Raw genomic sequence first — 26,514 nt, 5'->3', positions numbered from 1 at the left:
CATGACCGCGACTGCCACCTCAAATGCTGCCGGCTCCGCCGCCTGGGCGGATACGCTGCTGTTGTCGTTCGCGCAGGCCGGTTACGTCCACGCCGAGCCCGCGATCCTCCAGCCGGCCGAGCCGTTCCTGGACCTCTCCGGCGAAGACATCCGCAAGAGCCTGTACCTGACCACCGACCCGACCGGCGAGGAGCTCTGCCTGCGCCCGGACCTGACGATTCCCGTGGCCCGCGACTACCTCGCCTCGGGGCGCGCCGGCGAGCCCGCGGGCTTCAGCTATCTCGGCCCGGTGTTCCGTTACCGGAGTGGCCGTCCGGGTGAGTTCCTGCAGGCCGGCATCGAATCCTTCGGCCGCCAGGACCGCGCCGCGGCCGACGCCGAGATGCTGGCGCTGGCGCTGGAGGCGACCGCGGCCTTCGGCGTCCGTGATGTCGAGATCCGCACCGGCGACGTGGCACTGTTCAATGCCGTAATCGACGCGCTCGACCTGTTCCCGGTCTGGCGGCGCCGGCTGATCAAGGATTTCAACCGCAAGATCAGCCTCGAGCAGGATCTGGAACGACTCTCGATCGCAACCGCCACCGCCCGCAACGAGTATGAGGGCGTGCTGGCGGCGCTCGCGGGCTCCGACCGCAAGGCGGCGCTCGCGCTCGTCACCGACCTGATGTCGATCGCCGGCACCACCAATGTCGGGGGCCGCACCACGGCCGAAATCGCCGACCGCTTCCTCGAGCAATCCACCCTGAAGAGCGGCGCCCTGCCGCGCGAGGCGCTGACCGTGCTCAAGCGCTTCCTGTCGATCGCGGGCAATCCGGATCAGGCGGTCGCCGAGCTGCGCGCGCTCGCGGCGGATACCAGGCTGGATATTTCGGCGGCGATCGACCTGTTCGAGAACCGCGTCGGCTTCATGGCCGCGCGCGGCATCGACGTGAAGGAGACGCGCTTCTCGACCTCGTTCGGGCGCGGTCTCGACTACTACACCGGCTTCGAGTTCGAAGTGCATCACAGGGGCAACGGCGTCGAGCCGCTGGTCGCAGGCGGCCGCTACGACGGCCTGATGACCCAGCTCGGATCGCAGACGCCGATCCCCGCAGTCGGCTTCTCGGTCTGGGTCGATGCACTCGCCATGATCGGCCGCAAGGGAGCTTAAGTCATGAGCGCGCCGTTCGTTCTGGCCGTTCCATCCAAAGGCCGCCTCCAGGAAAACGCCGAAGCCTTTTTCGCGCGCGCAGGGCTGACGCTGTCGAAAGCCGGCGGCGCGCGCGATTATCGCGGCACCATCGCAGGGCTCGACAATGTCGAGATCGCCTATCTCTCGGCCAGCGAGATCGCCTCGCAGCTCGCCCGCGGCATGGCGCATCTCGGCGTCACCGGCGAGGATCTGGTGCGCGAGAACATTGCGGATGCCGACAGGCGCGTCGCCCTGATCGAGCGGCTCGGCTTCGGCTATGCCGACGTCGTGGTCGCCGTGCCGCAGGCCTGGATCGATGTCCGCACCATGGCCGATCTCGACGACGTCACCACCGGCTTCCGCGAGCAGCACCACCGGCGGATGCGTGTCGCAACCAAATTCATCAATCTCACGCGGACCTTCTTTTCGAGCCACGGCATCGTCGACTACCGGATCGTCGAAAGCACCGGCGCGACCGAAGGCGCGCCCGCGGCCGGCACCGCCGAGCTGATCGTCGACATCACCACGACCGGCGCCACGCTTGCCGCCAACGGCCTGAAAATCCTCGACGACGGTGTCATGCTGCGCAGCCAGGCCAATCTGGTCGCCTCCCGGGACGCCGACTGGTCGCCCGCGGCGCGGGAGACGGCTCGCATCATCCTCGATCACATCGCGGCCCGGGCGCGGGCAAATCAATACCGCGAGGTCCGCACCCGCTTCCGGCAGTGCGATGCGGCATTGCTGAGCGAGGCGCACCGGAATTTCGGCGTGGAGACGCCGTTCGGCGGGCCGACCTCGTCAGGCATGTTGACGTTGCACTGCCCGCCCGGAAAACTCTATTCGCTGGCGAGCTTCCTGCGCGATCATGGCGCCGAGACCGTCTCGGTGGTCTCGCTCGACTACGTCTTCGACCGCGAGAACCCGCTGTTCGCCAAGCTCGAGGCGTTCCTGCGGCAGTGAGGCGCAGAAATCTCTGGGGCATCCGCATGGTGCATTCAGCGTAGCGACAGCAAACGACAGCTACCATATGCTGTTCGAACGAGTTTTGAGTGCTTCTGGAACCTTGATCGATGACGCTGGGCTCTGACGTTTCCGCCCTGACCACCAACGCCACGAGCGCTGCGGCCAAAGGGCTGTCGATTGTCGTGCCGATCTACAACGAGGCGGCGGGGCTTGCCTCGCTGCACCAGCGGCTCTGCGATCTCGCCAGGACGCTTCGGAACCGCTATCGCCTTGCCTGCGAGGTCGTCTATGTCGACGACGGCAGCGCGGATTCGACGCTTGCGATCGCCCGCGCGCTGCCGGCCGATGCGATCGACGTGCAGGTGGTTTCGCTGTCGCGCAATTTCGGCAAGGAGGCGGCGCTGATGGCCGGCCTCGACCACGCAAGACGCGGTGCCGTGATGTTCATGGACGGCGACGGCCAGCATCCGCCGGCGCTGGTGGAACAACTCGTCGGACACTGGATCGATGACGGCTACGACGTCGTCTATACCGCCAAGGCGCATCGCGATAACGAGCCGTTCCTGCGGCGGCTCGCCGTGCACGGCTTCTACGCACTGATCAATTGGGGTGCGCGGCAGAAGATTCCCGAAGACGCGGGCGACTTCCGCCTGCTCTCGCCGCGCGCGGTCGCAGCGCTGCGGCAATTGCCCGAGCGCAACCGCTTCTTCAAGGGGCTGGCGAGCTGGATCGGCTTCCGCCAGATCCGCGTCGACTACGAGCCCGCGGCGCGCGCCCATGGCGTGACCACCTTCAATGCGGCGCGGCTGCTCGGCCTCTCGATCGAGGGCCTGACCTCGTTCTCGGTGGCCCCGTTGCGCTTTGCCAGCCTGCTCGGCGTGGTGCTCGCCGGCGGCGCCTTCCTGTTCGGCCTCTCCATCCTCTGGGAGGTCTGGACCACGGGCAAGCAGGTGCCCGGCTATCCCTCGCTCGTCGTCGGCCTGATGACGATCGGCGGCGTGCAGCTCATCATGATCGGCATCGTCGGCGAATATATCGGCAAAATCCTCTCCGAGCTGAAGGCGCGGCCGATCTACTTCGTCGCCGAGCACAGCGAGAAGCGTGTCGAGACCGGCAAGGCCGACGACGCCTCGAGCCGGACGGCGGCGGAATGAACCAAGCGGCGAAGCCGCGGCGTATCTGGCTCTGCGCCGACGATTACGGAATCAGTGCGGGCGTCAACCGCGCCATCCGCGACCTCATCGAACGCGGCCGTCTCAATGCGACATCGGTGATGATGCTGGGGCCGGCGATCGGCCGCGCCGAGGTCGACGCGCTGGAAGCGTCCCGCACGAAGAGCCCGCGCTGCGCGATCGGATTGCATGTCACGCTGTCGGCGCCGTTTCGCCCGCTGACCATGCATTTCCGCCCGCTCGAAGGCGACATGTTCTTGGCCTTTCCAAAGCTGCTGCGTGCGGGACTGATGCGGCGGCTCGACCGTGAGATCATTTACGCCGAGGTGAAGGCGCAGCTTGCAGCCTACGCGCAGGCGTTCGGACACGCGCCTGACTTCGTCGACGGCCATCAGCATGTGCAGCTCTATCCGCAGGTGCGCGACGCCTTCGTCGCCGCTGTCCGCGAGGCCGCGCCAAAAGCCTGGGTGCGCCAGGGCGGCCGCGAGCTGCCGCTGATGCGGCGGCTCGCCTCACCGAAAGCGCTGGTGCTGGATATCCTGAGCGCTCAATTCCGCCGCCGCGCGCGGCACGCCGGTCTCGCCTTCAATCCTGCCTTCGCCGGCGCCTATGACTTCACGCGGGATGACGCCGATTTCGGCAGCTTGATGCGGCAGTTCATCGAGGGCCTGCCGGACGACAGTCTCGTGATGTGTCATCCCGGCTTCGTCGACGAGACGTTGCGGAGCCTCGATCCAATGACTGATGTCCGCGAGCGCGAGCACAGATATCTCGCAAGCGAGGCGTTTCCGCAGCTCCTGGCCGCGAACAACGTGACATTGGCATGAAACCGCCGACACGGGACCGGCAGCTTGTCGCATACCGAAATTTAATCCGCGCCCCACTGTTGGCGCCATGTTGGAACCCTACATCTTGGGCGCGCTTGGTTTGCGCAAGGGAGATCGATCATGACGCCGCAAGAACGCCAGCTCGTCGACGAGCTTTTCGACCGGCTTTCGAAGCTTGAAACTGCATCGCGCGATCCGAACGCGATCGCCGCCATCAATGACGGCCTGAACAAGGCGCCCAACGCCATGTACGCGCTGGTGCAGACCGTGCTGCTGCAGGACGAGGCGCTGAAGCGCGCCAATGCCCGCATCCAGGAACTGGAGGCAGCCCACGCGCCGGAGCAGGCGCAATCTGGCGGCTTCCTGGATTCCATGCGCGATACCCTTTTCGGCGGCGGCCAATCGCGCGGCTCGGTCCCGAACGTGCCGCCGCGCGAGCAGCGGCCGGTCTGGAACTCCGGCCAGGCGATGCAGCAGGCGCAGCCGCCCGGCTATGGCCAGCCGCCGCCTTACGCACAGCAGCAGGGTTATGGCGCCCCGCCCATCGGCGGTGGCGGCGGCTCTTTCCTTGGCACCGCGGCAGCCGCCGCGGCTGGCGTCGTCGGTGGATCGATGCTGCTCTCCGGCATCCGCAACATGATGGGCGGGATGGGCGGCTCGCATCAGGCTTTTGGCGACACCACGATCATTGAGGAGCGCGGGGGTGGCGGCAGCCCGTGGGGTGGCAGCAATGACCAGTCTGGCGGCTCGCTCGCGCGCGATGCCGGCGTCAACGACATCGGCTCCAACCGCGGCCGCGATGATTCCCACCAGGGCTTCCTCGACCAGGCGTCGAACGATGGGAACGACGATCAGCAGGACTATGACGATGCCGACAACGTCGACATGGCCGACGACAGCGATTTCGGCGGCGGCGACGACGGCGGCAGCGATTACGCGTAAGCAGCATCACCCTTAAATGCAAAACGGCCGCCCTTCCGGCGGCCGTTCTCGTTTCGCCGCTTTCGCCGCGTTCACATCACCACGACCCTGGTGCCGACATTGACGCGGCCGTAGAGGTCGATGACGTCCTCGTTCCGCATACGGATGCAGCCGGAGGAGACGTTTGTGCCGATGGTCCAGGGCTCGTTGGAGCCGTGGATGCGATAGAGCGAAGAGCCCAGATACATCGCGCGCGCGCCGAGCGGGTTTTCAGGGCCGCCTTCCATGTGCCGCGGCAGATCTGGACGGCGCGCAATCATTTCCGCCGGCGGCGTCCAATCCGGCCATTCGCGCTTGGCCGTGATCGCCTTCACGCCGGACCAGGTGAAGCCCGGACGGCCGACCCCGATGCCGTAGCGCAGCGCCTTGCCATTGCCTTCGACGAGATAGAGGAACTTGTTGGGCGTATCGACGACGATGGTGCCGGCGCCTTCCCTCCCCTCGTACGCGACGAGCTGTTTTTCGAACTTCGGATCAAACGGACGCAAGCGCGGATCGGCTGCATCCTGCTGCGGCACCATACCTTGCATCTGCGGCTCGCCCATCGGCGGCAAATTGCGCTGGTCGTAATAGGCCGGCTGCTGCTGATACGTCGGCTGCTGCTGCGGATAATAGCGCTGGCCACGCTCCTCGCCGCCGAACAGGAATTCGATGAAGCCGCCGCCCATGTTGGCATTGGAGGCGACGCGCACCGGCTGCGGCGGCGCCTGCGGCTGATAAAGCACGGGGGGCGGATCGGATGGCACGGTGTTGTCGAATGCGGCGGCGCGATCGATCCCGGCGACAAAGGTGCATGCGCTGCCGAGCAGCGCGACAGACATTTTCTTGAACATCGACGTACTCTGTACTGTTTCGTCTGGTGCGTTCATCGCGACGGGCGCAGACCTGCCCTTCGCGATGCGGCCACTTAAAATCAAAAGCCGTTTGGTTTGGTAAACGGAAACGGCGTTATGATTCACCACGTCGCGAACATCAGCGCCTTTTGTCCGCTAGCGTTTATTTTCGGTGAACGGCCGATATGCATGGTTAATCGCTGGTGTGTGCGCGAATTGCGAGCGATCGCAAAGCGGTTCCCGCCGTGAACGTCGTGTTAAATCCCTTCTGTCTACAAAGGCCGCGTGAGTGAGGTGGGGGGAGTTCCAATATGGCTGTTCACCGCAAACGTTTTCGCGTCGAGGAAGCAATCGTCGGCGAGATGCCCAGTCCGGAGATGATTGACGAGGCTGCTCCGATGCACAGCGAGATCATGGCCGAGCTGCGCGCGATCCGCGCGCAAATGGCGCGTAACAGCCACGCGGGGCACGCCCCGCTCCCGCCGAGCGAAACCGTCATGGCGCAGGAAGTCGCCGACGCGCGCGCGATGCTGGAGACCTACCGCGCCCAGATCGAACAATGCGAGAAGCTGAAGGTTGAACTCGACCTCATCCACGATGCCATCAGCCGCACCAAGCGCGAGATCGCGGTGCTGCACGGCAAGAGCTTCAACGGCGAAGAGATGGCCAAGGTCAATGGCGAGCTCGGCGCTGTCGTCGGCGGCACCGAGCAGGCGACCCAGCAGATCCTCGAAGCGGCCGAGTCGATCGACCAGGCCGCCAGCGCACTCTCCAAGGTGGATTCGGTGGACCAGCAGAAGCGGCTCGCCGACGACATCCAGGAACGCGTCATCTCGATCTTCGAGGCCTGCAACTTCCAGGATTTGACCGGGCAGCGCATCAACAAGGTGATGGGCACGATGAAGTTCATCGAGCAGCACATCAATGCGATGATGGATATCTGGGGCGGCGTCGACGCGATCAAGGCCCACGCGCCGCCGATCGTCGACACCCGCGACGAAGACGCCAAGCTGCTCAACGGCCCGAAGCTCGCCGGTGACGTCGGTCACGCCTCGCAGGACGACATCGACGCCCTGTTCGACTGACCGGACGGGACACGAAGAGAAACAAAACGCCGGCCTTGGGCCGGCGCTTTTTTGTTTTGGGGTTCTATCTCACGCTGTCATTCCGGGGCACGCGCAGCGTGAACCCGGAAGCTCGAGATTCCGGGTTCGATGCTTCGCATCGCCCCGGAATGACGGAGAGAAGATCACGCCCGCGGCGCGCAGCGGACGTAAACCATGTTGCCGTAGCGGGTGGCGGCGTCCTTGTCGATGAAGCGGGTGACCATGACGCGGCCATCGAAGGAGACGATCTCGCGGTCCTGCTCGCCGGGGGTCGGGCCGGGCGGTCCGATATAGTTCTTGCCGCTCGGTGACCCCTTCAGCCGCAGCTCTTGCGGCGTCGCCTGGTCGGCCAGGTGCATGATCACACCGCCGCTCGAACCGGCGCCGATCACGTAGGGATTCTTGCACTGCGCACGGGCCGCAGCCTCGGTGCGGGCGCGGTCGGCCGGGTTCTGGAACGAGGCAAGGCCCCAGCGGCCGACGATCTCGTCGGCGCGGATCGAGGCCGGCATTTCCGGCCCGGTGCCGGGCTCGGCCTCCGGCGGCGGCGAGGACGACGAGAACGACGGCAGGCTCATGCCACCGCCACATGCACCCAGCAGCAGCGCCAAGGCTGCGGCGGCGCCCAGCTTCGCAACCGTCCGCGCGTGAGCTGAACTGATCATGGCATTCCCCCGAGCAAAGCGCCCCCCAAACACGAGCCTGGCAGCCCCCTCCTGCAGCCAAGCGCAAAACCGCTGTCGGGGCAATGACGTCGTAGAATACGACAGCGTCCCCAATTCGTTTCGATCGTCAACATCCTATATCCGTCTCACCATTGGCTTAACCACCTTTGCTTGACAGGATCGCGGCCAAGCCATATTTCCGGGCGCACTATTAGCACTCGGGAAGCCCGATTGCTAAAGCGCGCCGTTCGATCCTGGCATTCGATCCGGAGGTCGGACGGGGGCGCAGGCCCCTCACTACTTCCGCCGCTTCCGAAGCGAGCCTCCAAAGGGAAACGTCATGGCTAAGTCCAAATTTCGTCCGCTGCATGACCGTGTCGTGGTCAAACGTATCGATGCCGAGGAAAAGTCCAAGGGTGGCATCATCATTCCCGACACCGCCAAGGAGAAGCCGTCCCAGGGCGAAATCGTCGCCGTCGGCCCCGGCGGCCGGGACGAGGCGGGTAAGCTGATCCCGATCGACCTCAAGGTCGGCGACCGCGTGCTGTTCGGCAAGTGGTCGGGCACCGAGGTCAAGATCGACAATGAAGATCTCCTGATCATGAAGGAGTCGGACATCATGGGCGTCCTGGCCTAAGGCCACGACGTCCCTTCAAACCCCGCCGCACGCGCCATTGCCATGCCCGGGCCTGACCCGGGCATCCATCATTTCTCGTTAAGAGGATGGATTGCCGGACCTCCACCCGGCAATGACGACGGAAAAGTGCGGCGCCCATCCAGTTCAGTTTTCAGGAGCAAGAAATGGCTGCCAAAGACGTCAAGTTTTCCGGAGACGCGCGCGAACGCATGCTGCGCGGCGTCGACATTCTCGCCAACGCCGTCAAGGTGACGCTCGGTCCGAAGGGCCGCAACGTCGTCATCGAGAAGAGCTTCGGCGCGCCCCGTATCACCAAGGACGGCGTCACCGTCGCCAAGGAGATCGAGCTCGAGGACAAGTTCGAGAATATGGGCGCCCAGATGGTCCGTGAGGTCGCCTCCAAGACCAACGACCTCGCCGGCGACGGAACCACCACCGCGACCGTGCTGGCCCAGGCCATCGTGCGCGAAGGCGCCAAGGCCGTTGCCGCCGGCATGAACCCGATGGACCTCAAGCGCGGCATCGACACCGCGGTTGCGGCTGTGATCAAGGACATCGAGAAGCGCGCAAAGCCCGTCGCCGCCTCCTCCGAGGTCGCCCAGGTCGGCACCATCTCGGCCAACGGCGACTCCGCCATCGGCAAGATGATCGCGCAGGCGATGCAGAAGGTCGGCAACGAGGGTGTCATCACCGTCGAGGAGAACAAGTCGCTGGACACCGAAGTCGACATCGTCGAGGGCATGAAGTTCGACCGCGGCTATCTCTCGCCGTACTTCGTCACCAACGCCGAGAAGATGACCGCCGAGCTCGAGGACGCCTACATCCTCCTGCACGAGAAGAAGCTGTCGGGCCTGCAGGCCATGCTGCCGGTGCTGGAAGCCGTGGTGCAGTCCGGCAAGCCGCTCGTCATCATCGCCGAGGACGTCGAGGGCGAGGCGCTCGCCACCCTGGTCGTCAACCGTCTGCGCGGCGGCCTCAAGGTCGCGGCCGTCAAGGCGCCGGGCTTCGGCGACCGCCGCAAGGCCATGCTCGAGGACATCGCGATCCTCACCGGCGGCCAGCTGATCTCCGAAGAGCTCGGCATCAAGCTCGAGAACGTCACGGTGAAGATGCTCGGTCGCGCCAAGAAGGTCGTGATCGACAAGGAGAACACCACGATCGTCAACGGTGCCGGCAAGAAGCCGGACATCGAGGCCCGCGTCGGCCAGATCAAGGCCCAGATCGAGGAGACCACCTCGGACTACGACCGTGAGAAACTCCAGGAGCGTCTGGCCAAGCTCGCCGGCGGCGTCGCGGTGATCCGCGTCGGCGGCGCGACCGAGATCGAGGTCAAGGAGAAGAAGGACCGCGTCGAGGACGCGCTCAACGCCACCCGCGCAGCCGTGCAGGAAGGCATCGTCCCCGGCGGCGGCGTCGCGCTGCTCCGCGCCAAGAAGGCGGTGGGCCGTCTCACCAACGCCAATGCCGACGTGCAGGCGGGCATCAACATCGTGCTGAAGGCGCTGGAAGCCCCTGTCCGCCAGATCTCCGAGAACGCCGGCCTCGAAGGCTCGGTCGTCGTCGGCAAGATCCTGGAGAACAAGTCCGAGACCTTCGGCTTCGACGCCCAGACCGAGCAGTATGTCGACCTCGTCGAGAAGGGCATCATCGACCCCGCCAAGGTGGTGCGCACCGCGCTCCAGGACGCCTCTTCCGTGGCCGGCCTGCTGGTGACCACTGAGGCCATGGTCGCTGAGCTGCCGAAGAAGGAAGCAGCTCCGGCGATGCCGGCCGGCGGCGGCGGCATGGGCTTCTGAGCCGTCGCAACCAACCAAAAATCACGCGAAGGCCGCCTCCGGGCGGCCTTCTTTTTTGCCGACCATTACCGGCGCTTTCCGATTCAACCGCCGGCCAAAACCCACTACGGTGGCGCCGATTCCAAAGCGCGATCGGATCGGGATGAATCGTCATCGCGCTTTGGGCTATTGTTCGAGCATGACTTTTCGGAGAACCGCTTCACACTTTTCCGGATCATGCTCCATCTCTGAGGATTTCGTCGATGCGCGCGCTTTCGTTCTGCTCGATAGGCTTTTTGGCGGTTTTGGTTGCGGTTGCGCCCGACGTCGCCTCCGCCCAGATGAAATTGTCGCCCAAGGCGGCCGCGCCCGGCGGAACCGAGACACGCTACTTCACCTCGATCGACGGGCTGATGGACGGCAATGCCGACGTCATCCTGAAGGAGACCCGCCAGGGCAAGACGGTCACCTCGGCCGTGCTCGACGTCTGCTATCCCGCCGCGAAAAATTCCGACCGCAAGGACCGCTTCGTCGTCAACCTCACCGTCGCCGGCCAGCTCCTGTCGGGCACGACGCAGAGCCTCGGCGACAAGGCACCGGTGACCGTCAAGCTGACGCGCAAGCAGACCAGCGATACCGTCGAGTTCCGCGGCCAGATTTCGATCGGCGGCAACGTGACCGAGGTCGCCTCGCCCGACAATTCCGACCTCAGCGAGAAGGAGTTTCTGGACAACCAGACCTCGGATGATGGCATCACGCCGCAGCCGAAGGACTTCACCGAGGTCTCGCCGGAGGCGATCGCGGTCAAGGTCAAGTTGGAGGCCGCGACCGATTTCCTGAAGAGCCTGAAAGGCCAGGGCGTCGAGGTGACGCTGGCAAGCCTGTCGGTCGGCTGCGACGCGCTGCGCGCCGGCGAGCAGACCATCAACATGTCGGTCGACCCGGAGCGGGCAGCTGCGCTGCTCGCCAAGTTCAAGGCGATGCCGGGCGTCACCGCGGCCGGCTGGACCGCCGGCATGATGGAGATGGACCGCACCATCCGCTTCTCTGCGGCCGACTGGCGCGACGGCGACAAGATCAGCCGGGACCGGCTCGCCGGCACCGTCGCGAACGTGCTGGCGCGGACGCTGGCGGCAAAAACCGTCTCGCAAAGCTTCAACCCCGTCACCGGCAAGCTCAAGGTCGTCTTGAAGCGGCCGAACCAGGATTTCCCGGCGCTCGAGCTCACCGACACGATCGAGGTCGCGGGCCTCGTCTCGGCCGACAAGCCGGGCAACAGCGACCGCCTCCTGCTCTGGGTCGGCAGCCCCGCGATCAGCACGGCCGACGAGAGCACCGGCGCCAAGCTCAATCTGTCGGATGAATCGAGCGCCGATGAAGAGGGCGATCAGACCGACGACAACGGCGCGATCGAGGCGCTGGCGAAGGAGCTGAAGGGCCAGCGCTGGGACGCCGACAAGTCGGTGTGGAAATGACGAAGTCATTCCGGGGCGACGCGCGAGCGTCGAACCCGGAATCTCGTGCAACAATCTCCAGATTCCGGGTTCGCGCTTCGCGCGCCCCGGAATGACGTAACCGTCAATTCCCGTTCATCCGGAAGCGCAGCGGCTTCGGGCCGATCAGCGTGAGAAATTCGCCCTGGCGCTTCCAGGTCTCAACGCTTGCGAGCGCTGCGACGAGGTCGTCATCGGCCTGCGCCTTGGCCGGCGGACAGGAACGGTCCTGGATCTGGCCCGGGACGAAGATCACGGTGTTGCCGGCGACCGAGAACTGGCCCTTGCCGCCCTTGCACCAGAGCTCCAGCACCACCTCGCCATTGTCGCCGATCTCGATGTTGGGAATGCGCTTCGAGCCGGGCTGCGGCAGAGCCTCAAGCGTCATCTCGGTCCCGAAGGGAAAGCCGTCCTCGGCATGGGCCGCGCCCGCCATCAGCACCACCGCGGCAGCCGCGCACACCATCTGCTTGACCGAAACCATGAGACCTCTCGACCATCCTTGAACCGCCGCACCTTCTATAAGACGGGGACGACGTTGAGAAGCTTCGCCGCGCACGCAAAATCCCCGCAGGACCCTTCCCGCGGGGATTTCGTTGAGAATGCGTGGCGCTACTTCAGCACCAGCTCCGTGAACGGCCAGACATAGGCCTGGAGCGTCACCAGCACGCCGACCAGGCAGGCCAGCACGATCGAGTGCCAGAACACGAAGCGCAGGATCGTGCCCTCGTGGCCGTACCACCGCGTGGCGGTCGAGGCGACCACGATCGACTGCGCGTCGATCATCTTGCCCATCACGCCGCCGGAGGAGTTTGCCGCCGCCATCAGGATCGGCGACAGGCCGATCTGTTGCGACGTGATCTTCTGGAGGTTGCCGAACAGGATGTTCGATGCGGTATCCGATCCCGTCAGCGCCACGCCCAACCAGCCGAGCAGCGTGCCGAAGAAGGGATAGAGCACGCCGGTCGCCGCAAAGGCGAGACCGAGCGTGGCGTCGACGCCGGAGAGGCGGGTCAGCGTACCGATCGCGAGCATCGCCGAGATCGTGATCAGCGAGATCGCGCAGAGGCGGATGGTGCGGCCATACTCGACCAGCAGCCGCCCCGGCCCGACCCCCATCAGGAAGCCCGAGATGATCGCCGCGATCAGCATGCCCGTGCCGGTGAAGGACAGATAGGTGAAGTTGAACACGGCGCCTTCTGGCGTGGGGCCCGCCGCAACCGGCGGCATCTTGTTGATCATCTTGTCGAGTTCAGGAACGGGAAACTTCCAGACGAACAACGAATCCGCCCAGGACTTGAACCATCCGCTGCCCCAGATCAGCATCACGATGCAGACGATGATCCACGGCAACAGCGCGCTCCACAGTTCGGCCTGCGTGAGCGGCGTCTTGTCGAGCGGTGCGGTCTTGCCCATTTCCGACACCGATTCATCGCGGCCGCGCAGCGCCGGCGACAGCCAGAGCTGCTTCGGCTGCCACACCTTCAGGAACAGAATCAGCGCGCCCATCGAGATCAGCGACGCCCCGATGTCGACGATCCAGGGATTGATGTAGTTGGAGATCACGAATTGCGGGATTGCGAAGCACACGCCGGTGACCAGGATCGCCGGCCAGACATCCTTCATGGCGCGCCAGCCCGCGAACGCCCACACCACCCAAAACGGCACGATCAGCGAGAAGAATGGCAATTGCCGTCCGACCATCGCGCCCAAGATGTAGGGATCGAGCCCGGTGACGGAGGCAAGGCCCTGGATCGGCGTGCCGAGCGCGCCGTAGGCGACGGGCGCGGTGTTGGCGATCAGCGACAGGCCGGACGCGGCGAGCGGCGAAAAGCCGAGACCGATCAGCACAGCGCCGGTGATCGCGACGGGCGTGCCGAAGCCCGAAGCGCCTTCGAAGAAGGCGCCAAACGAGAACGCCACCAGCAGCAGTTGCAGGCGCCGGTCCTCGGTAACGCCGCCGACCGCACGCTTCAACAGCTCGAAGCGCCCGGTCGTGACCGTCACCTGGTAGAGAAAGATGACGTTGAGGACGATCCATCCGATCGGAAAGAAGCCGGTGACGATGCCGAGCACGGAGGCCCGGATCGACATGTTCACCGGCATGGTGAAGATGACGATCGTGATCAGGTTGGTGATGATGACGGCGATCACGGCCGCGATATGCGCTTTGACGCGCCCGCTTGCGATCATGATCAACAGCGAGACCACCGGAACGGCCGCCGCGATGGTCGACAACGCCGCATTGTTCAGCGGGTTATAAATTTGATTCCACATGCTCTACCTCCCCCACGCATTAGTGCGGCAGGGCGGCCAGCGTGGACAGCCGAACCTGCTTGACGTGGGTTCCGATAGTCCTTGAGCCTGAAGCGGTCATGTCGCGAATGTGGCGGTTCCAGTCCGCTCACAAGCTCGCGAAGTCCCGGAGGCCCCCCACCCCGCGCCGTTATGCCCATGCTAGGGTTGTCGGCCCGGACAACGCAAATCGCCGGATTTGCAACTTTAGTCTAAGCGCGCTTATTTGCGCCGTTGCATCAGGCGCTTACGCCCACCCCGCAGGAGACCCCTATCTGTGAAGAACATCCGCGCGACGCTCGCGACCGTTTGGCGAATCGCCATGCCCTACTTCCGGTCCGAGGACAAATGGGCCGGCCGCGGCCTGCTCGCCGCAGTGATCGCGATCGAGCTCACGCTGGTCGCGATCGACGTGCTCGTGAACCAGTGGCAGAACCGCTTCTACAGTGCGCTCCAGGCGTATGATCTGGACAGCTTCGTGCGCGAGATCTGGATCTTCGTCGGCCTTGCCTCGGCCTTCGTCGCGCTCGCGGTCTATCAGCTCTATCTCAACCAGTGGCTCCAGATCCGCTGGCGGCAATGGCTGACGCGGCACTATCTCGGCGAATGGCTCGATGACGCCACGCACTACCGCATGCAACTCACGGGCGACGCCGCCGACAATCCGGACCAGCGCATCACCGACGACGTCAAGAATTTCGTCGAGCAGACGCTCAGCATCGGCGTCGGCCTGCTCTCCTCGATCGTGACGCTGTTCTCCTTCGTGATCATTCTTTGGGGCCTGTCCAACGCCGCCCCCCTGCATCTCTTCGGCACCGATTTCGTGATTCCCGGCTACCTGTGCTGGGGCGCCCTGATCTATGCGATCCTCGGCACCGCCCTGACGCACTGGATCGGCGTGCCGCTGGTCAATCTCAATTTCGAGCAGCAGCGCTATGAAGCCGACTTCCGCTTCAACCTGGTGCGGGTGCGCGAGAATTCCGAGCAGATTGCGCTGCTGAAGGGCGAGAGCGCCGAGCGCGGACGCCTGCTGCACCGCTTCAGCTTCGTGATCGGCAATTGGTACGGCATTATGAGCCGCACCAAGCGCCTGACCGCGTTCACGGCGAGCTATCAGCAGGCCGCCGTGATCTTCCCCTATGTGCTGGTGGCGCCGGCTTACTTCGCCAAGAAGATCCAGCTCGGCGACATGATGCAGACCGGCTCAGCGTTCGGCAGCGTGCAGCGGGCGCTGTCGTTCTTCGTAACCACTTACCGATCGCTCGCCGAATGGCGCGCGGTTGTCGCCCGTCTCGACGGCTTCGAGATGTCGGTCAGCTCGGCCGCCAATCTTCCCGCGCATGAGCCGACCATCGGCGTGACGTCGTCCACGGGCAGCGAGGCCATCGCGCTCGAGCAACTGCTGGTGAAGCTACCCAACGGCAAGCCGCTGGTCGCAGCCAACGCCTTTGCGATTCAGCACCCCGAGCGCGTGCTGGTGACGGGACCGTCGGGCTCAGGCAAGTCGACGCTGTTCCGCGCCATCGCCGGGATCTGGCCGTTCGGCACCGGCAAGATCGCTATCCCCGGGAAATCCAGCCTGATGATGCTGCCGCAGCGGCCGTATTTCCCGATTGGCCCGCTCGGCGACGCCGTGATCTACCCGGCAGAGCACGGCACGATCGCGCCCGACAAGATCAAGGAGACGCTGAGAGCGGTCGGCATGCCGAGGCTTGCCGAACAGCTCGACGAGGAAGGGCACTGGAACAGGACGCTGTCGCTCGGCGAGCAGCAGCGCCTAGGGGTGGCGCGGGCGCTGCTGCATGCGCCGGATTACCTGTTCCTCGACGAGGCGACCGCCTCGCTCGACGAGCCGTCGGAGGCCCTGCTCTACCGCCTCATGGAGGAGAAGCTGCCGTCGACCACGATCGTATCGATCGGCCACCGCTCCACGCTGGATGCCTTCCACACCCGCAATGTCAGGCTGGTCCAGGACGGCGAGATTCACGTGCTCGGCGGCGTCGGCGCACCGGCCCCGGCGGAGCCGAGCGAAGCGCGCTGATCTGGGTGCGGTGAAGGCATCCACATCGTCATGGCCGGGCTTGACCCGGCCATCCACGCCTTACCCAAGGCACAAAGAACGTGGATGCCCGGGACAGGCCCGGGCATAACGACAGTTGTCCGTGTTAGCGCCCCATAGGAGACGTCGCGGTTTCCCCCAAAAAGCAAAAGGGCGGCAGGATGTCCTGCCGCCCCTTCAGTCGGTCTAGGGAAGAAGCTTACTTCAGGTTGGTCATCGCCGTCAGGTCGAACGACAGCTTGGCGATGCCGGCCGCGCCGCACCAGTTGGAGCCGACGCCCGACGGGTTGATCGGGGTCACGAAGGTACCGGTGGAGGCGGTGATGTTGCCGCGGGCCGACCAGTCGCTGGTGAAGGCGTTACAGTCCCCCTTGGAGAGGTTGGTGTCGGAGTAGCGCAGGTCCAGCGTGAACACCTTGTAGGTGAAGCCGATGCCGACGTTCCAGGTGTTGTAGTCGGCATATTTGATGCCGTTCGGGAACGCAGCCACGCCGTAGAAACTGTCGGAGGTGCCGAGCCACTGACGGCCGAACTCGCCCGACACGTACATGCCGACGCCACTCGAGCCGAAGAGGGTGCTCGGCGCGGTGTACTTGCCGGTGATCGAGCTGTAGTTGCCCCAGGCGCCCGAGTTCAGGTAGCTCGGAGTGTAGTACTCGGTGACGCCGAACGCCCAGTTGTCGTTCACCGTGTAGGTCATCTTGCCGTAGACTTCGAAGAAGCTCAGATCCTTCTTGATCACGTTGGCATTGATCAGGGCCTGCGAGGCGCACTCGGCGCCTTGGAAGTTGCCGGCGAAGTCGATGCCGGGCGCGCCGAAGAAGCAGCTGCCGCCCGGATACAGGTAACCCCAGACGCCGATGTCGAAGGCGAATGCGCCGAAGGTCGGGCGGATACCGCCGTAGACGTCGATCTCGGCCGCGGCGCGGTTCGGGAAGGAGATGCTCTCACCGGACACGCCGACATAGAGCTGGAGGTCCTTGGTGACGTTGTAGCGCGGCTCGAAATAGGCCGTGACGGACGGCTTGTGGTTCGACTGGGTGATGCCGCGGAAGATGTAGTCGCTCATGATGCCGCCGCCGAAGGCGACATCCCAAGGATCGAAGGCGGGCGGCGGAGGCGCTTTCACAGCCTTCACCGGCATGTCTGCCGCCAGAGCCGAACCCGTCACCATTGCCAGCGCCGTTGCCAACAAAGCCACTTTCTTCATTTCTTTCCCCATCACCTTCTCAAGGCAAGTCCGATCCCGGCGCCCCCCGGGGCATGCGAACCCTGACTGCAAAGCTCTTAACCGCCGCAATCTGGAGTGAGGCCCCCATTCAGTGAAGCAAAAAACACATGCATCTGCCGACTTTTTAGGCGTTATGGCAATTCCACGAAAGGTTGTCGGGACGTGTTGCATCTCGACAACATGTTTGCATTCCAGAGGGCGCCCCGCCTCCGGTTTGTTACGGATGTGCAGCACAGGCCGAGCGCGGCGACACGAATCAGCGCACAGCCCATGGTGAACCAAGAGGGGAAGCCAATGTCGCGCGCGCTCTGATGCAATCTGTCGATGCAAAAAGGCCGCAGCGTCGCCGCCGCGGCCTTCCGGATTGCTGATCGTCGTTTGAAGCGCGAAGCGAGAGCTAGCCCTGACCTTCGGCCGAAGCCGACGAGCCGTCGCCGCTGGACGGAGTCGCCCAGCTCGCCTCCGGTGCGGGCTCGGGAGCGGGAGCTTCCATGGGGGCCGGTGGCTTGGGGGCCGGCGCCGCCTTCTTCGCGCTCTTCCTGGGTGCCGCCGTCTTCGCGGATTTCTTTGAGGCCTTCTTGGCGGCCTTCTTGGCTGCCTTCTTCGGTGCGGCCTTCTTTGCCGATGTCTTTGCTGCCTTCTTGGCGGCTTTCTTCGCCGAGCTCTTCTTGCCGGCCTTCTTGGCGGCCTTCTTTGAGGTCTTCTTCGCCGCTACGGCTTTCTTGGCCTTTTTGGCCTTCTTGCTTTTCTTCTTCTTCGCTTTCGCCATCGTGATCCTCCTGTTGCCGTCGAACAATGTCGATCGGGCCTTCAGTCGTCCACCTCCGGGCGCGGCGCAGTCGGCTACTACAATTCGACTAGTTCAATACCGGCTGCGCACCGCCCGTCGCCCAATCGAGAAGCTCAATCGTGTGCACGACCGGCACTGATGTCCCGCTGGCAATCTGCACCATGCAGCCGATATTGCCTGCGGCAATCATGTCCGGCTTGACGCTCGCGATGTTGGCGACCTTGCGATCGCGCAACCTGCCCGCAAGGTCGGGCTGGAGAATGTTGTAGGTCCCCGCCGAACCGCAACACAAATGGCTCTCGGGGATATCTTTCACCACGAATCCGTTCTTGGAAAGCAATTCTTTCGGAAGCCCAGTGATTTTCTGCCCGTGCTGCAGTGAACAAGCGGAATGATAGGCGACGACGATGTCGTCGTGTCGCCTCAACGGCTGCAGCGCAAGGCCTGCGACATACTCCGTGATGTCCTTGGCGAGCGCAGAAACGTTGGCGGCGTCGCTCGCGAAGTCGCGGTCCTCGCGCAGCAGATAGCCGTAGTCCTTGATGACCGTGCCGCAGCCGGACGTCGTCACCAGGATGGCATCGAGACCATCCTTTGCGGCCTCGCGGCGCCAGGCCGCGACGTTCGCCCGCGCCCGTGCGAGCGCGTCGTCGTCACGGCCGAGGTGATGGGTCAGCGCGCCGCAGCATTGCTCGTCCCGGACCAGCACGACCTCGATGCCGTGGCGGGTCAAAAGGTTGATGGCGGCCTGGTTGATCCGCGGCGCCAGCACCTGCTGGGCGCAGCCCTGGAGCAGCGCGACCCGCCCCCGCCTCTTGCCGAGCGGCGCAAAGACGCTGCCAGCGGCGGGCCCTGGCGCCGGCAGCCGGCCTGGCGCGAGCGCCAGCATCGCCTTGATCCGCTGCGTGAGGCCAGGGGTAGCCGACGGCCGCGGCGTCGGCAGCAAAGCCGCGAACGGCCGGGCAAGCCGCGCCAGCGACATGCTGATGCGAAAGCGCTGCGGGTCGGGCAGGACGAATGCCAGCACGGCGCGGAGCATTCGCTCGGCAAGCGGCCGCTCGTAACGCTCTTCGATCCGGACCCGGGCCTGGTCGACCAGGTGCATGTAGTTCACCCCGGACGGACACGTGGTCATGCAGGCAAGGCACGACAGGCAGCGGTCGACATGCTTGACGACCTCTGATGTCGGCGCCTGGTCCTTCTCCAGCATCTCCTTGATCAGGTAGATGCGGCCGCGCGGGCTATCGAGCTCGTCGCCGAGCAGCACATAGGTCGGACAGGTCGCGGTGCAGAAGCCGCAATGCACGCAGGCACGCAGGATCTTGTCGGCTTCCGCGATGTCGGGATCGGCGAGCTGGGTGAGCGAGAATTCGGTCTTCATGCCGCGCCCCGCTTCAGCCGCCCGCGATTGAGGATTGTCTTCGGATCGAAGCTGACGCGAACCCGCTCGCTGAGGGCGGCGACGCCCGGCGCCTGCGGATGGAACACGTCCACATTGCGCCGCACCTCTTCAGGTGCCCGGACCAGCATGGCGTGCCCGCCGACGGCCTCCGCGCGCTGGCGCACGATGGAGGCTTGCGCATCGCCCTTTGGCGGCACGGCCGCCCAGATCAGCCCGCCGCCCCAGTCGTAGATCACGTCGCCGCCGGTATCCCGCGCCAGCAGCCGGCCGACCGCGGCACCAGAGGCCGGCGGACAGACGATCCGCCACACCGGCCAGGCACCAAGCGCGCCATCGGCCGCGAATGGCAGCACGTCCCGGATCGCGGTCCACAATGCGGCCGAGGCGGCATCCTCCACGATGGTAGCGGTTCCGAACGGCGCGAGCGCCTCCCGCAGTGAGACGGCGCGGTGGGCGGCCGAGGCGGTGATGCCCTCGAGCCGCAGCACGGTAAGCGGCTCGCCTTGAGCAGCGATGTCGCCGAGCCCTTCGGCTCTCTCCCGCAAAGCCGATTTCGGCAGATGCGCCGCGCCCGATACGTCGAAGGGCGAACCGAGCGCCGCGGTCATGGCCTTGTTGGCGCCGGCATCGTCGAGCCCCCTGAGCAGCAGCGTCCGCTCGCTCTCCGGCTTCGGCATGACCTTGAGCGTCACCTCGGTCATGACCGACAGCGTGCCCCAGGAACCGGCGAGCAGCTTGCAGAGGTCATAGCCGGTCACGTTCTTCACCACCTTGCCGCCAGTCTTGAAACTGTCGCCGAAGCCGGAGACGGCGTGCGCACCGAGCAGATGGTCGCGCACCGCCCCGGCCTTGATGCGGCGCGGCCCGGCGAGGCCCGCCGCGATCATGCCGCCGATGGTGCCGAGCCCCGGCGTCCCCAGGAGGGGCGCAGTGTTCATCGGCTCGAAGGCGAATTGCTGACTCTTGGCATCGATCAGCGACAGCACGTCGGCCAGCGGCGCGCCGGCCTGGAGCGTGATGATCAGCTCGTTGGGCTCATAGGAAGTGATCGCGTTGAGCGCGGAGACGTCGAGCACGGCGTTGGTCGCCATCACATGGCCGATGCCGCGCTTGCTGCCATGGCCAATGATCTCGAGCGGCTGCTCATTGGCAATCGCCGCGCGCACCACCTCTTCGACGTCTTGGGCGTCTCTGACCTTGAGCGTATCCACGGGAAAAGGCGGTAGCGAAATTTCCGTCGGAAATCAATTCGCGCGGGGCTCGCGCCGCTCCGGACATGACATCGTCACTTCGCCCACTATCGAATTATCGCCTTCCAAATTTCGTTATGAATCGAATTGTTACCGACGCCCCATCGACAGGAGTTCCATCATGAACGGACCGGCAATGAACCAGCGCACCATCAGCGAGGCGACCAGCGGCGGAGGCCTTCTGGTCGTGGCGCAGTGGGAAGCCAAGGACGGACAGGCCGACAACGTCGCCGAGATCCTGCGCGGCTTCCTGCCGGAGGCGCAAAGCGAGCCCGGCGTAAAACTGTTCCTGATCAGCCGCGGCACCGAGAATCCGGGACAGTTCCTGTTCTACGAACTGTTCCGCGATGAAGCGGCCTTCAAGGCGCATCAGGAGAGCGCGCATTTCAAGGCTCACATCGCAGGCCGGGCGCTGCCGCTGCTGGCGCGGCGCGAGCGCACACAGTACGCGTTGATCTAAGACCTCCTCACACGCTGCGCGCGATTAGATGATCGCGCGCAGCGGCGACTTCCGCAGGATCAGCGCGGAGACGGTGAAGCTGCCGACCGCGGCCAGCATCGTCAGCAGGAGCGCCTTCGTGAGTGTGAAGAGCGGTAGCCCATGCAACAGCATGGCGAAGCCGATCAGGATCGGCGGGTGGATCAGGTAAACGCCGAACGCGTTGTCCGAGAGCCATTTGGCGACGGGCCCCTGCCCGTCGAAACGGCGGCGATAGACCGCCAGAATGACGAGGCCCATGCCCACACAGACCAGCGCCTCCCACAGGCATTTCCCGGCACTGACGAGATTGAAGCCGCCGGAATAGAGCGCAGTCTCGCCCTCGAGGCCGCCGCCGAACAGCACCAGTGCGGCGAACAGCGGAATGGAGAGCGTGAGCGCAAGCGCTCCCCAGCGCAGACAGGCGCCCTCGGCAAGTCCCGTCATCCAGTTGCCGCGATAGCCATAGGCTCCGGCCACGAACATCAGGACATATTGCGGCAGGTCGCCAGGATGAACATTGAGCACCGAGACGCCGGCCCGCATGACGATGCGCACGGCAAAGGTGGCTCCTGCCATGGCGATCACGAAGGCGACCACCATCGGCCCACGCAGCGCGACCGTGCGCTCTTGCCAGCCCGACAAGCGGATTAGGCCATAGGCAAGCGAGAACAGGAGCAGGACAGCGCAGAACCACATCGGACCCGTCTCGGACAGCCACTCGCCATCCCCAAGATGGGTCAGCCACTGATGGCCGAAGCCGCCACGTCCCCAGGTCCGCGACAGGAAATACTGCGTAAGCGGGCCGATCACGAACATGTAGAGCAGGGTCGGCAGTCCCAGCCGGAGCAGCCGGTCGCGGGCGAATAGCCAAAATCCCTTCCGGTCGAACGACGCCGCGGCGAAGTAGCCGGAAATGAAGAACAGCGCCGCCATGAAGAAGGCGTGGAGGAAGCTCTGGTAGATGCCGAAAAACAGTGCCGCGCCAAAGCCGGTCGCCTGCCGGTCGACATAGTACCAATTGCCGAACGGACTGTAGGTGTCGGCCGCGTGCATGCTCAGCACGAGCAGGATCATCGACCAGCGGATGTTGTCGATGAACAGGAGCCGCGGCGGGGCATGCGCCCCCGCAGTTGCAGTCGTCGCCGCGACTACCGGAATGTCCGTCATGCCGCCACCTGGACCGACATGCCGGATCCTCAGAACCGCGGAATGTCCGGAAACGCCAGCTTGCCCGCATGCACATGCATGCGACCGAGCTCGGCGCAGCGGTGCAGGGTCGGGAACACCTTTCCGGGGTTGAGCAGGCCCTGCGCGTCGAAGGCGCATTTCAGCCGCTGCTGCTGGTTGAGGTCGATCTCGTTGAACATATCGCCCATGAGGTCGCGCTTCTCGATGCCGACGCCGTGCTCACCGGTGAGCACGCCGCCGAACTCGACGCAGGCGCGCAGGATATCGGCGCCGAATGCTTCGGCGCGCTCGATCTCGCCGGGCTTGTTGGCATCGTAGAGGATCAGCGGATGCAGATTTCCGTCGCCGGCGTGGAACACGTTGGCGCAGCCGAGCTGGTATTTTTCCGAGAGCTCGCGGATGCGCGCCAGCGCCTTCGGCAGCGCGCCGCGCGGAATCGTCCCGTCCATGCAGAGATAGTCGGGCGAGATGCGGCCTACGGCAGGGAACGCAGCTTTCCGGCCCGCCCAGAACAAATTGCGCTCGGCTTCCGAAGTCGATATCTGGCAGGTGGTCGAGCCACAGCCTTGCGCGATGGCCTCCACGCGCTTGATCAACTCATCGACCTCGATGCTCGGACCGTCGAGCTCGATGATCAGAAGCGCCTCCACATCGAGCGGATAGCCGGCATGGACGAAGGCTTCCGCGGCGTGGATCGCGGGCTTGTCCATCATCTCCATGCCGCCGGGAATGATGCCGGCGCCGATGATCCGCGCCACGCATTCGCCGGCCGCCTCGACTTCCGCAAACCCGACCATCAATGCGCGCGCCGTCTCCGGCTTCTGCAGGATGCGCACCGTGATCTCGGTGATGACGCCGAGCAGGCCTTCCGAGCCCGTGATCACGCCCATCAGGTCGTAGCCTGAATTCTCCGCCGCCTTGCCGCCGATGCGCAGGATCTCGCCGCTCATCAGCACGAACTCGCAGCCGAGCACGTTGTTGGTGGTCATGCCGTATTTCAGGCAGTGCACGCCGCCGGAATTTTCCGCGACATTGCCGCCGATCGAGCAGGCGATCTGCGACGAGGGATCGGGCGCGTAGTAGAAACCGGCATGCGCGACCGCCTGGCTGATTGCAAGATTTGTAACGCCGGGCTCGGTGACGACAACGCGGTTGTCGAGATCGATCTCGCGGATGCGCTTGAACTTGCCGAGCCCTAAGAGCACGCCGTCTTCCAGCGGCAACGCGCCGCCCGACAGCGAGGTACCAGAGCCGCGCGGCACCACCTTGATGCCGTGTTCGGCACAATATTTCAGGACCAGCGAGACCTGCTCGGTCGTGTCGGGCAGCACCACGACCATCGGCGGCTGGCGATAGGCGGTCAGCCCATCGGACTCATAGACCCGCATCTCGGCGGCGCTGTCGATCACACCTTCGCCGGGCACGATCGCGCGCAGGGCGGCAACGATCTCGCTGCGACGCGCCAGCACGGCCTGGTCGGATGCGGGCATCATGATGGCCATGTTACGAACCTTCGTCCGACGGAGGAAATTGTCCCGGCAAATCAATCATGTCTTGCTGTCTTTGGGTAGGTCCTCCAAAGGTCGCATTGCTTTGTTGCAGCGCAAGTTCTCTCTGGGGCAAGTCTGCTATCGCGAAACCTGTCAATGGTTTCGCAGCTTGTCCACCTGAACCGGACCTGCCAAAACCATGAACTCAATCTGATCCCGGGAAGAGACGAAGAGCCCCCTATGACAAAAATGACTTTCGGCGCGCTGGTTGCCCTCGCCATGACTGCCGCAGCGTCCACCGCCATATCGTCCGGAGCGATGGCGCAGGACGCCGCAGCCGGCAAGACGTCGTTCAACAAGTGCCTCGCCTGCCACGCGATCGGCGAAGGCGCGAAGAACAAGGTCGGACCGGAGCTCAACGGCCTCGACGGCCGCAAGTCCGGCACGGCGCCGGACTACAATTATTCGGATGCCAACAAGAATTCCGGCATCACCTGGAATGAGGCGCAGTTCAAGGAATACATCAAGGATCCCAAGGCCAAGATCCCCGGCACCAAGATGGCGTTTGCTGGCATCAAGAACGAGAAGGAGATCAACGATCTCTGGGCCTTCGTTTCCCAGTTCGACAAGGACGGGAAGATCAAGCAATAACGGGATCAAGCGTAACACAGCGAGATTGGCGGCCGCTAATCGGCGGCCGCCTTCTCGGACGTGATCGCGGCGATCAGCGCCTCGATCTCGCTCTTCACCAGGTCCGGCTCCGTGGTCTGCACCATGTGGCCGAGATCGGGCAACACGATCAGCTTCGCATTCGGCACGGTCGCGGCGAACGGGCGGGCGTGGATATTGGTGGATACCGTCTTGTCGGGCGCGCCGGCGATGACCACGGTCGGCGCTGAAATCTCGCCATAGCGCGCAGCTTGCGCGGCCACCGACGCCTTCAGCGTCACCAAATCGTAGGCATTGGCGATGAACTCGCGCGGGCGCAAAAGCAGCGGCGTCGCGGAGTCCCGCACGAAGCCATCCGGCATCATTTGCGGCAGGAAGACGTTCCGCGCACCGGGCGCCGCAAGGAAATATCCGAGCGGCAGCGTGATGGTGTAGGCGAGCAAAGGGCCGATCACCGGCGTTGCGATGATCTCATTGTAGCGCCCGACGCCGCCGCGCCAGGGATGGGTGACCGGCGCCAGCATGACGAGACCTGCGACACGACCGGCATAATCGAGTGCAAGCCGCGCACCGAGCGCCCCGCTCCAGGAATGCACCACGAACACCGCGCGGTCGATGCCGAGCTTGGCCAGGGCCTCGTCGACCATCCGCGCCTGCACTTCGGTCGTCGAATCCTTGAGCCGCGCCCGCGTGCTCCAGCCATGGCCGGGGCGATCGATCAGAATCACGCGATGCTTTTCGGCAAGGAGATCGCCAAGCGGGCGCCGCATCACTTCCAGATTCGAGCTCGCGCCATGCAGCATGACGATCGGCAGGCCGGCATCGCGCGGGCCGAGATCGACGATATGCAGCGTTGCACCGGCGACCTCGATCATCTCGCCCTGCGGCGGGAAGGCACGCTCGACGGCCCAAACACCGGCCAGCGTGACGACGACGAGCGCAACGAGCGCCGTCACGACGAAAAATACGATCATGAAGATGGTCCGGGCGATCCAGGGCACATGGCAGTTACGGTCTCAACGTCTGGCAGTTTCTTTTCGATGCGCCGGCTTTGCGTCCTGCTGAGAGTCCCTACCCTGTGGATATCAATAGAATTCCAATTGGGAAAATATCAACAAAATCAACGAGGGCCTGAAGGCGCGCCGTCGATCAGGCCGGTTCATGCAGCCGTCATCGCCGCCTCCATATAATCGCCACGGTCGGTTCCGCCTCTTAAGCACGGGTGGGCGCCGATCCTCCACGCAATCCACAGGAACGCGGGAAAGACCGGCAGATTGTTCTGTTTTGGATTGGAGGTTTTTTCGATGAGTCTGCGATCAAAAGATACTGCGATCGACGAGATCGTTGCGAGCTGCAGCGGTGACCTGCGCGGCGCGGTACGCGCGCTGCTCCTGATCAACGAGCATCTCGAAGCCGAGCTGGCAAAACTCTATGCCGCGGCCGCGGACCGGAGCCTCGCCGAGCGCGGCGACCACATCCTGCACTAGGCGAGCCTAGTCCGCGTTGTCGTCGTCCTTGTCTTCGCCGGCGTCTGGCCTCGGACAGGCACGGATCGTCGACCGCGCAAGCTTGGCGTCGGCCTTGGACTTGTAGGGACCGTCGCCGAACCAGATGTCGCCGATGATGACGGGATTGCTGGTCACGATCTCGCATTTTCCGGTGGCACGGTTGCCCACCACCCAGAACAGCCCGTCAGCAAGACAGGCCGTTGCGGACACCAGCAACAACACCCCCGCAAGAATCACGCGTTTCATCGCACGGCTCCCACTTGTGGCTGTCATGCAGCTAATCCCGAAGGCGCGGGAAAATCATCCCCTCGCCGCAAGGCTGCTCGACGCGTGGTTAATGGCCGCGCTCCGCAGTCGCTCAAAACAACATCGAGTTGGGGGCTAGATGTCCCGCCCTTCGACCTTCTCGGTCAGCGCCTTGACCTGATCGGGGATCTTGTCGAGGTGCGGGTTGATGGCGAGCGCCTTGCGGTAGGCATCCAGCGCACGCTTCTCGTCACCGATCTCCTGCATGATCATGCCGAGGCC

General features: G+C 64.6%; 25 protein-coding genes and 1 pseudogene. 13 read left to right on the top strand and 13 right to left on the bottom strand.

Annotated features, from left to right (window positions below):
- The first annotated feature begins 1 nt into the window (after position 1).
- The 5 genes from Q3C01_RS37160 to Q3C01_RS37140 all read left to right on the top strand — a co-directional run bounded on the left by Q3C01_RS37160 (position 2) and on the right by Q3C01_RS37140 (position 5,075).
- A complete protein-coding gene (locus tag Q3C01_RS37160; protein WP_458150254.1) occupies positions 2-1,150 on the top strand; it encodes an ATP phosphoribosyltransferase regulatory subunit in 1,149 nt (382 codons plus the stop codon).
- A gap of 3 nt (positions 1,151-1,153) precedes the next feature.
- Complete coding sequence (gene hisG / locus Q3C01_RS37155) at positions 1,154-2,131, top strand: ATP phosphoribosyltransferase (protein ID WP_458150253.1); 978 nt, start codon at positions 1,154-1,156, stop codon at positions 2,129-2,131.
- A gap of 110 nt (positions 2,132-2,241) precedes the next feature.
- Positions 2,242-3,288: a glycosyltransferase family 2 protein gene (locus tag Q3C01_RS37150; protein ID WP_458150252.1), complete on the top strand. Its 1,047-nt coding sequence runs from the start codon at positions 2,242-2,244 to the stop codon at positions 3,286-3,288.
- Positions 3,285-4,133: a ChbG/HpnK family deacetylase gene (locus Q3C01_RS37145; RefSeq protein WP_458150251.1), complete on the top strand. Its 849-nt coding sequence runs from the start codon at positions 3,285-3,287 to the stop codon at positions 4,131-4,133. Before Q3C01_RS37150 ends, Q3C01_RS37145 begins: the two co-directional genes overlap by 4 nt.
- 120 nt (positions 4,134-4,253) lie before the next feature.
- Positions 4,254-5,075, top strand: coding sequence for a DUF2076 domain-containing protein (locus Q3C01_RS37140; RefSeq protein WP_458150250.1), 822 nt, complete (start codon positions 4,254-4,256; stop codon positions 5,073-5,075).
- A 71-nt stretch (positions 5,076-5,146) separates the two neighbouring features.
- Here the strand turns inward: Q3C01_RS37140 and Q3C01_RS37135 are convergent, their stop codons facing one another.
- Complete coding sequence (locus Q3C01_RS37135; protein ID WP_458150249.1) at positions 5,147-5,947, bottom strand: L,D-transpeptidase; 801 nt, start codon at positions 5,945-5,947, stop codon at positions 5,147-5,149.
- A 311-nt stretch (positions 5,948-6,258) separates the two neighbouring features.
- On the opposite strand from Q3C01_RS37135, the gene Q3C01_RS37130 reads away from it, so the two are divergent.
- Positions 6,259-7,032, top strand: coding sequence for a protein phosphatase CheZ (locus Q3C01_RS37130; protein WP_458150248.1), 774 nt, complete (start codon positions 6,259-6,261; stop codon positions 7,030-7,032).
- Positions 7,033-7,196: 164 nt separating this feature from the next.
- Here the strand turns inward: Q3C01_RS37130 and Q3C01_RS37125 are convergent, their stop codons facing one another.
- Positions 7,197-7,718, bottom strand: coding sequence for a hypothetical protein (locus tag Q3C01_RS37125; protein WP_458150247.1), 522 nt, complete (start codon positions 7,716-7,718; stop codon positions 7,197-7,199).
- A 340-nt stretch (positions 7,719-8,058) separates the two neighbouring features.
- Between Q3C01_RS37125 and Q3C01_RS37120 the strand changes: the two genes are divergently transcribed.
- From Q3C01_RS37120 to Q3C01_RS37110, 3 genes are all read left to right on the top strand, one after another.
- On the top strand, positions 8,059-8,355 hold the full coding sequence (locus Q3C01_RS37120) for a co-chaperone GroES (RefSeq protein WP_458150246.1): 297 nt from the start codon (positions 8,059-8,061) through the stop codon (positions 8,353-8,355).
- A 164-nt stretch (positions 8,356-8,519) separates the two neighbouring features.
- Positions 8,520-10,151 carry a chaperonin GroEL gene (gene groL / locus Q3C01_RS37115; protein ID WP_458150245.1) on the top strand — a complete coding sequence of 544 codons (1,632 nt, stop codon included), beginning with the start codon at positions 8,520-8,522 and terminating at the stop codon, positions 10,149-10,151.
- Positions 10,152-10,393: 242 nt separating this feature from the next.
- Positions 10,394-11,605 carry a hypothetical protein gene (locus tag Q3C01_RS37110; protein WP_458150244.1) on the top strand — a complete coding sequence of 404 codons (1,212 nt, stop codon included), beginning with the start codon at positions 10,394-10,396 and terminating at the stop codon, positions 11,603-11,605.
- Positions 11,606-11,708: 103 nt separating this feature from the next.
- Here Q3C01_RS37110 and Q3C01_RS37105 read toward each other — a convergent pair whose 3' ends face one another.
- Together Q3C01_RS37105 and Q3C01_RS37100 are read right to left on the bottom strand one after the other, a co-directional pair.
- A complete protein-coding gene (locus tag Q3C01_RS37105; RefSeq protein WP_458150243.1) occupies positions 11,709-12,107 on the bottom strand; it encodes an META domain-containing protein in 399 nt (132 codons plus the stop codon).
- 128 nt (positions 12,108-12,235) lie between these two features.
- Positions 12,236-13,900: an L-lactate permease gene (locus Q3C01_RS37100; protein ID WP_458150242.1), complete on the bottom strand. Its 1,665-nt coding sequence runs from the start codon at positions 13,898-13,900 to the stop codon at positions 12,236-12,238.
- 295 nt (positions 13,901-14,195) lie between these two features.
- Between Q3C01_RS37100 and Q3C01_RS37095 the strand changes: the two genes are divergently transcribed.
- The gene (locus Q3C01_RS37095) at positions 14,196-15,959 is read left to right on the top strand and encodes an ABC transporter ATP-binding protein/permease (RefSeq protein WP_458150241.1); all 1,764 of its coding nucleotides are present in this window, start codon (positions 14,196-14,198) and stop codon (positions 15,957-15,959) included.
- 217 nt (positions 15,960-16,176) lie between these two features.
- Here the strand turns inward: Q3C01_RS37095 and Q3C01_RS37090 are convergent, their stop codons facing one another.
- The 4 genes from Q3C01_RS37090 to Q3C01_RS37075 form a co-directional block, all read right to left on the bottom strand.
- On the bottom strand, positions 16,177-17,187 hold the full coding sequence (locus Q3C01_RS37090; RefSeq protein ID WP_458150240.1) for a TorF family putative porin: 1,011 nt from the start codon (positions 17,185-17,187) through the stop codon (positions 16,177-16,179).
- A 418-nt stretch (positions 17,188-17,605) separates the two neighbouring features.
- Positions 17,606-17,977 (bottom strand): hypothetical protein, encoded by a 372-nt coding sequence (locus Q3C01_RS37085; protein ID WP_458150239.1) that lies wholly within the window; start codon positions 17,975-17,977, stop codon positions 17,606-17,608.
- Between the two features lie 88 nt (positions 17,978-18,065).
- A complete protein-coding gene (glcF, locus tag Q3C01_RS37080; protein WP_458150238.1) occupies positions 18,066-19,379 on the bottom strand; it encodes a glycolate oxidase subunit GlcF in 1,314 nt (437 codons plus the stop codon).
- Positions 19,376-20,611 (bottom strand): FAD-binding protein, encoded by a 1,236-nt coding sequence (locus tag Q3C01_RS37075; protein WP_458150237.1) that lies wholly within the window; start codon positions 20,609-20,611, stop codon positions 19,376-19,378. Before Q3C01_RS37075 ends, glcF begins: the two co-directional genes overlap by 4 nt.
- A gap of 160 nt (positions 20,612-20,771) precedes the next feature.
- Here Q3C01_RS37075 and Q3C01_RS37070 point away from each other — a divergent pair, with 160 nt between their 5' ends.
- Positions 20,772-21,110 (top strand): putative quinol monooxygenase, encoded by a 339-nt coding sequence (locus tag Q3C01_RS37070; protein ID WP_458150236.1) that lies wholly within the window; start codon positions 20,772-20,774, stop codon positions 21,108-21,110.
- 24 nt (positions 21,111-21,134) lie between these two features.
- Here Q3C01_RS37070 and Q3C01_RS37065 read toward each other — a convergent pair whose 3' ends face one another.
- On the bottom strand, positions 21,135-22,298 hold the full coding sequence (locus Q3C01_RS37065; protein WP_458150235.1) for an acyltransferase family protein: 1,164 nt from the start codon (positions 22,296-22,298) through the stop codon (positions 21,135-21,137).
- Positions 22,299-22,327: 29 nt separating this feature from the next.
- The gene (locus Q3C01_RS37060) at positions 22,328-23,821 is read right to left on the bottom strand and encodes an FAD-linked oxidase C-terminal domain-containing protein (protein WP_458150234.1); all 1,494 of its coding nucleotides are present in this window, start codon (positions 23,819-23,821) and stop codon (positions 22,328-22,330) included.
- A gap of 228 nt (positions 23,822-24,049) precedes the next feature.
- Here Q3C01_RS37060 and cycA point away from each other — a divergent pair, with 228 nt between their 5' ends.
- Positions 24,050-24,460 (top strand): cytochrome c-550 CycA, encoded by a 411-nt coding sequence (gene cycA / locus Q3C01_RS37055; RefSeq protein WP_458150233.1) that lies wholly within the window; start codon positions 24,050-24,052, stop codon positions 24,458-24,460.
- A 35-nt stretch (positions 24,461-24,495) separates the two neighbouring features.
- On the opposite strand, the gene Q3C01_RS37050 is transcribed toward cycA, so the two are convergent.
- Positions 24,496-25,452, bottom strand: coding sequence for an alpha/beta fold hydrolase (locus Q3C01_RS37050; RefSeq protein WP_458150232.1), 957 nt, complete (start codon positions 25,450-25,452; stop codon positions 24,496-24,498).
- Positions 25,453-25,782: 330 nt separating this feature from the next.
- Between Q3C01_RS37050 and Q3C01_RS37045 the strand changes: the two genes are divergently transcribed.
- A complete protein-coding gene (locus tag Q3C01_RS37045; RefSeq protein WP_458150231.1) occupies positions 25,783-25,965 on the top strand; it encodes a hypothetical protein in 183 nt (60 codons plus the stop codon).
- A gap of 6 nt (positions 25,966-25,971) precedes the next feature.
- On the opposite strand, the gene Q3C01_RS37040 is transcribed toward Q3C01_RS37045, so the two are convergent.
- Positions 25,972-26,232 carry a hypothetical protein gene (locus Q3C01_RS37040; RefSeq protein ID WP_458150230.1) on the bottom strand — a complete coding sequence of 87 codons (261 nt, stop codon included), beginning with the start codon at positions 26,230-26,232 and terminating at the stop codon, positions 25,972-25,974.
- Positions 26,233-26,367: 135 nt separating this feature from the next.
- A pseudogene (locus Q3C01_RS44980) lies at positions 26,368-26,514 on the bottom strand (tetratricopeptide repeat protein); the annotation flags it as partial.

The organism is Bradyrhizobium sp. UFLA05-109, assembly GCF_054185165.1.
Note: the sequence above shows the minus strand (reverse complement) of the source record. Positions and strands in the feature narration are given on the sequence as shown.

Excerpts from the sequence above, each read along its gene's own strand:
- Q3C01_RS37160 (WP_458150254.1), top strand. The coding sequence starts at position 2 with ATGACCGCGACTGCCACCTCAAATGCTGCCGGCTCCGCCGCCTGGGCG.
- hisG (WP_458150253.1), top strand. The coding sequence starts at position 1,154 with ATGAGCGCGCCGTTCGTTCTGGCCGTTCCATCCAAAGGCCGCCTCCAG.
- Q3C01_RS37150 (WP_458150252.1), top strand. The coding sequence starts at position 2,242 with ATGACGCTGGGCTCTGACGTTTCCGCCCTGACCACCAACGCCACGAGC.
- Q3C01_RS37145 (WP_458150251.1), top strand. The coding sequence starts at position 3,285 with ATGAACCAAGCGGCGAAGCCGCGGCGTATCTGGCTCTGCGCCGACGAT.
- Q3C01_RS37140 (WP_458150250.1), top strand. The coding sequence starts at position 4,254 with ATGACGCCGCAAGAACGCCAGCTCGTCGACGAGCTTTTCGACCGGCTT.
- Q3C01_RS37135 (WP_458150249.1), bottom strand. The coding sequence starts at position 5,947 with ATGTTCAAGAAAATGTCTGTCGCGCTGCTCGGCAGCGCATGCACCTTT.
- Q3C01_RS37130 (WP_458150248.1), top strand. The coding sequence starts at position 6,259 with ATGGCTGTTCACCGCAAACGTTTTCGCGTCGAGGAAGCAATCGTCGGC.
- Q3C01_RS37125 (WP_458150247.1), bottom strand. The coding sequence starts at position 7,718 with ATGATCAGTTCAGCTCACGCGCGGACGGTTGCGAAGCTGGGCGCCGCC.
- Q3C01_RS37120 (WP_458150246.1), top strand. The coding sequence starts at position 8,059 with ATGGCTAAGTCCAAATTTCGTCCGCTGCATGACCGTGTCGTGGTCAAA.
- groL (WP_458150245.1), top strand. The coding sequence starts at position 8,520 with ATGGCTGCCAAAGACGTCAAGTTTTCCGGAGACGCGCGCGAACGCATG.
- Q3C01_RS37110 (WP_458150244.1), top strand. The coding sequence starts at position 10,394 with ATGCGCGCGCTTTCGTTCTGCTCGATAGGCTTTTTGGCGGTTTTGGTT.
- Q3C01_RS37105 (WP_458150243.1), bottom strand. The coding sequence starts at position 12,107 with ATGGTTTCGGTCAAGCAGATGGTGTGCGCGGCTGCCGCGGTGGTGCTG.
- Q3C01_RS37100 (WP_458150242.1), bottom strand. The coding sequence starts at position 13,900 with ATGTGGAATCAAATTTATAACCCGCTGAACAATGCGGCGTTGTCGACC.
- Q3C01_RS37090 (WP_458150240.1), bottom strand. The coding sequence starts at position 17,187 with ATGAAGAAAGTGGCTTTGTTGGCAACGGCGCTGGCAATGGTGACGGGT.
- Q3C01_RS37085 (WP_458150239.1), bottom strand. The coding sequence starts at position 17,977 with ATGGCGAAAGCGAAGAAGAAGAAAAGCAAGAAGGCCAAAAAGGCCAAG.
- glcF (WP_458150238.1), bottom strand. The coding sequence starts at position 19,379 with ATGAAGACCGAATTCTCGCTCACCCAGCTCGCCGATCCCGACATCGCG.
- Q3C01_RS37070 (WP_458150236.1), top strand. The coding sequence starts at position 20,772 with ATGAACGGACCGGCAATGAACCAGCGCACCATCAGCGAGGCGACCAGC.
- Q3C01_RS37065 (WP_458150235.1), bottom strand. The coding sequence starts at position 22,298 with ATGACGGACATTCCGGTAGTCGCGGCGACGACTGCAACTGCGGGGGCG.
- Q3C01_RS37060 (WP_458150234.1), bottom strand. The coding sequence starts at position 23,821 with ATGGCCATCATGATGCCCGCATCCGACCAGGCCGTGCTGGCGCGTCGC.
- cycA (WP_458150233.1), top strand. The coding sequence starts at position 24,050 with ATGACAAAAATGACTTTCGGCGCGCTGGTTGCCCTCGCCATGACTGCC.
- Q3C01_RS37050 (WP_458150232.1), bottom strand. The coding sequence starts at position 25,452 with ATGATCGTATTTTTCGTCGTGACGGCGCTCGTTGCGCTCGTCGTCGTC.
- Q3C01_RS37045 (WP_458150231.1), top strand. The coding sequence starts at position 25,783 with ATGAGTCTGCGATCAAAAGATACTGCGATCGACGAGATCGTTGCGAGC.
- Q3C01_RS37040 (WP_458150230.1), bottom strand. The coding sequence starts at position 26,232 with ATGAAACGCGTGATTCTTGCGGGGGTGTTGTTGCTGGTGTCCGCAACG.